Source organism: Mycobacterium sp., from assembly GCF_052144515.1.
Taxonomy (GTDB): domain Bacteria; phylum Actinomycetota; class Actinomycetes; order Mycobacteriales; family Mycobacteriaceae; genus Mycobacterium.
In genome coordinates, this window is record NZ_JBKQQD010000384.1 from 1 (window position 1) to 4,500 (window position 4,500).

The 4,500-nt window shown below is 65.2% G+C and carries 3 protein-coding genes; 2 read left to right on the forward strand and 1 reads right to left on the reverse strand.

Going from position 1 to position 4,500, the window contains the following annotated elements; all coding sequences use genetic code 11:
• The first annotated feature begins 140 nt into the window (after nt 1–140).
• Nucleotides 141–632, forward strand: a complete 492-nt coding sequence (locus ACLP9N_RS25605) for a GtrA family protein (RefSeq protein ID WP_442410005.1) — start codon at nt 141–143, stop codon at nt 630–632.
• Nucleotides 633–926: 294 nt separating this feature from the next.
• A complete protein-coding gene (locus ACLP9N_RS25610) occupies nt 927–2,570 on the forward strand; it encodes a hypothetical protein (RefSeq protein WP_442410006.1) in 1,644 nt (547 codons plus the stop codon).
• A gap of 42 nt (nt 2,571–2,612) precedes the next feature.
• Here the strand turns inward: ACLP9N_RS25610 and ACLP9N_RS25615 are convergent, their stop codons facing one another.
• Nucleotides 2,613–4,112 carry a hypothetical protein gene (locus tag ACLP9N_RS25615; RefSeq protein WP_442410007.1) on the reverse strand — a complete coding sequence of 500 codons (1,500 nt, stop codon included), beginning with the start codon at nt 4,110–4,112 and terminating at the stop codon, nt 2,613–2,615.
• Nucleotides 4,113–4,500: the final 388 nt, after the last annotated feature.

The window sequence follows — 4,500 nt, forward strand, 5'->3', positions numbered from 1 at the left end:
GGACATTCGGGCGACGAACCAAATTTGCTCAAGAATCTCGCGCCAGGCCTCGCGAAGCCGCTCCGGAATCGCGTCAAAGTGCCGAGCTCGATATCGGTGACGGGCCGCCCGAGGAGGAGAGCGAGGATATCCTGCCTTGAGTGACTGAATTCGACTTGCCGCCCGAATCGGTCCCGCCGGGGCCGCTGAGCCGACTGTTCAAGGACCAGCGTGTGGCATTCCTGGTAGTAGGGGGAATCAATACAGTCGTCGCATTCGGGCTGTTCGTCGCCTGCTCGCAAAGCGTGGGCCACCTAGTCGAGCACCGTTTCGGCAAGGTCGCTGCGGCGCTGGTGACCGTTGGCATAACGCATCCGCTGGCCGTGCTGTTCGCCTTTGGGATGCATCGACGGTTCGTGTTCCGCGTCCGGGGTCACGTGCTACGTGACCTAATGCGCTTTTGGAGCGTCTACCTGATCGCGCTGAGCGTCAACCTCGTCGTGTTGCCTGTGCTGGTTGAGCTGGGCCTGCAGCGGATCCCGGCGCAGGCAATCATCGTCGCATTCAATACGCTGCTGAGCTACTTCGGCCACCGGCACTTCTCTTTTCGGCGCAGCGCCACCGACGCTCATGACGGTACGTCGCGAACGTAGAGCATGCAGCTTTCACAGCTGCCGGCAATGGGCACGGTGCGAAACTCCTGGCCGATTCAGCAGGAAGACTTGGGGATAAATTCGCGGGAGCGTCACCATGGCCGGTGTTGGTGGCCACGTGAAAGTCCCCATTTGTGGCCAGCTTTGGGTCCGCGAATTCATCCCCAACTGCCGCTTCGACTCAGCGGACTCAGCCCGCAATACCTTGACGGTATCCCGTAACACAACACGCGTTCTTCGCTACCATACGCTCGGCGCAGCCATTGAGAGGAGCTGACCATCAGCAACAGTCGCGTGCGGTCCGCCGGCATGTATGTCGCGGTTGCTGCCGGGCTAGTGGTAGCCACCGTGACCCTGCGCTGCCAGGCGATCACTGAGTGGGGCCTCCTCAACAACCCTGACGAGTCAGACCTCATGACCTGGGCGCGCGCCGCGCGTCTTTCTCCCGTCCCGTTCAGCACCTGGCAATCCGGGACCACCGGCCCGTACTGGGCGCTCTTCCTTGCTGCGCTCGGCGCGCTCGGCGCGCCGCTGACGCTGGCCTTTGCTCACCTGCTTTCGGCGGTTCTGTTGGCGCTTATCGCGTCCGCCCTGTTTGTCGCCGCATCCCGGGCGATCGGACGGGGACCCGCACTTGTGGTCACCCTCGTGTGGTGGTTCCCGATCGCGACGACGTGGCTGGTGGGCTTTCCGGGGGATTTCAGCGAGCTGAGCACGGAGTACCTGCCGACGCTGCTCGTTGTGGCCTCGGCGGTGGTGCCCCGCGAACAGTTGGCGGCGCGGCCGTGGCTGTTCGCCATCCTCGGGGTGCTGGCCGGCTTCGCGGTTGGCGCGAAGTACCAGGTCGCCCCGCTGGCCGTCGCGTTCGCCGCGGCGCAGCTGATCGTGCTGCGCCCAAGCGCGAGGCGCACCCTGGTGTCGGTCCTATGGTGGCTCGCGGGCGCCATGCTGCCGCTGGCCGCGATCGTGCTGGTCATGGTGGCCTCACCGACGACCAACTGGACGCTCGTCGAGCAGAACCTGCGCTTTCTGGCGTCCTACGTAAACCACCGCTCCGAGACGCAGGAGGGTTCGCTCACCGGCGGCCGGGTCGAAAGCACCTTCGCCTCGCTCATCGGGCCGAGGAACTGGCCGGGGTACTTCGGGTCGAGGTACTACCTGATCGTCTTGCTCGCCGGCCTGATCTGGTTGAGCTCGCACAGCGAAAGACGATCCAACGTGGCCCGCGTGGTGCTCATCGCGGGCGGGTTGACCGCCATGCTCGCCGGTGGCATGGGCGCTTACCACTACCTCATCCTGTTGTTCGCGGCGGCCGGCCTGGCCGCCACCATGCCGGTCAATCCCGGTGCACGCCTGTTCGCGTGGCGGTTATGGCCAACCGTGCTGGCCGGGGCGCTGGCCATGGCGGTGGCCGTCGTGCTCGCGTTCATGTCCGGCCCTGTCTTCGACCGCGTGCGGTTGGAGGTTAATTCCGCTGTCACCCCACACGGGGCCGCTGCGGCGTTCCACGCGGCCGCTGCGGCGTTTTCCCCCGATTCGGTCAACCGCGACCCCGCACTGGCCCGCGCCTGCCCGCCCGGGTCGCCAGCCATGGTCTGGGGCTATGCAGCCGAAATCTACATCGCACAGGACTGGCAGCCCACTTTGCCCTACTTGGCCATGGGCACTCTGGTCCGTGGGGGCCCCGCCAACAAAGAGTCCGGCGAGCCGCTGGTCCGCGCCGGAATTGACCGGGCCGACTGCATCGTCGACGCCACCCTCATGAAACGCCCCGAATGTCCCGAGAAGCGGTCCGAACTGCTGTCGTACTGTAATTCGGCAAAGCTCTCGCTGCCGCGGTTCTACCCACAACTCGTCCCGCTGATCGGTCGGCAGTTCCGCATCGTCCCCGTCACCGGCGGCTGTGACGGCTGCACGCTCTACGTGCGCAACGTCTAGTCCGGAGTGTTGGCCGCCGGGAGCCGGTTCGGTTGGGGGTCTCTATGTCGTTGGCACAACAGTGCGCGGCGAGCTGTTGGCAACGGCACCCTGGGAACCCTCCCGATCCGGTGAGTGGTCGCTACGACGTGAGGGGGCCGGCTTACGCGCGTACGAGACAATGATTGCCGCGCACGCGACCAGCCACAACACCGGCGTGAGGGCTACCGTAGTGACAGCCACCAGCCTGTGGCCGACTATACCGCCGGCCCCCATCTGCCCAAAGATCGGCGCCTCGATCGGGGGGAGCCCCAGGGCGACTTGGGCGATGCTTAGCGCCGTGGCCAGACTCAGGCAGATGCCGACGGCACGCCGTCGATCGCCGAGAGTCTCGAGCCGATCGAAGATTCCCGATCCCGGCGGCCCGTCCGGATCTCTGGCCAGCAGTGCAGCGATAGGTAATACGAATACGAGGTAGTAGCGGCCGCTCACCTCGGGGAAGAGGGAGGCGGTGGCTAGCAGCGCGATGCCCGCCATGACCGGCCGGATACGCCGGCCGAGAGCCACAACGGCGACGACGACGAGGAATAGGACGGCATACCCGATCAGTGATCGTGGACCGGCGAGGAAGCCGTCCGGTACTCCGCCCAGTGTGCTTGTGCCGTTGCGTTTGATAGTTGCGATGGCATCGGGAATCCAGAGGAGCCCCTTCGCGAAGGACACGTTATAGATATCTACGCTGGATTCGAACGAACCGTAACCGAGAATGTTGTGGATCGACTGCGTGATCGTTTCTGGAAAGTCCCTCGGCCACAGCAGAAACGCCGCGATATTGCCGATTGCCGTCCCGGCTACCGTGAGGCTGCCCAAGCGCCATCGCCGGGCCGCGAACAACGCGAAAGCCAGCACAGCGAACTGCGGTTTCACCAGCGCTGCTAGGACCACCATGATGGCCGCCAGTCTCCAGCGCCGTCGGCACAGCGCCACGAGAAACACCAGCGCGATCGGCGCCACGAAGCCCACTGAGTTGGCCCGATCGATTGCCATCCACGCCGGAGTGGCCGCGATGCCGCACGCCACGAAGACCACGATCCGCTCCAGCCCGCGAGCCCCCCGTGCCGCCCAGACCGCGGGAGTAAGGAACGCGGTCGTCAAAGCAAGCAGGTAGCCGCACAACCCCAGCCACGGCGCATGCAGCCATGCAGCGGGAGCCGCGAAGATCATATGCGGCACTAAACCAGCAGCGGGGTATGCGAGATGGAAGGGCGGTGCCCACGGATTTGGCCGCGCGACGGCGGCGGTTACCGCTGCGTAGTCGTTGAAACAGTGCCTGCCGAGCCGCATGCCCCAATCGAGGAAGCAGTCCTCGGGGACGGAAACGAGAGAGGAAAGCACGTCAACCGAGAAGTACTGGTTGAGCACAAAGCCCGTCGCCGCCGATACCGCCGACGCCAGCAGGACGGTGCCGAGCAGGATGGTGCGCTCGGATTGGCTCGCGACTGTCAACAGCCGCTGCCCAATCGCTGAGACCGCACCCCGTGACACCTCAGGGGGTCGGTTCACTGGTTTCTCCTTGGGTGTGCCGAAACGGTAGCGGAAGCAGGGCTCTCGGCTCAGCCGCCCGGAAGTCTAATTCAATACCCCCGTCATTGAGCCGGCATCTAAGATTTCGGCAGACGGCCCCGAGCGCCGACTGAGCAGCGCGGCACCTGGGGGCGGCGAGATGCGGGGCGTGCCGCACAGAGCGACCCGTGTCGTCCGCGACGTTCGAGACGAAGGGGCTTGAGCGCGGTGGTGGTTAGGTTGCTACTTGGCTGCGGATTGGGGCGCCGCGTGTCGATTCGGTCATGGGTGGTGGGCTTCCCCTGAAATCGTGGAGGCTTTTTATGCTGCGGCCGGTTGGTCCGCGGCAAGTCTCTCGTATTGGATCGGTGACATCAATGCCGCCGAG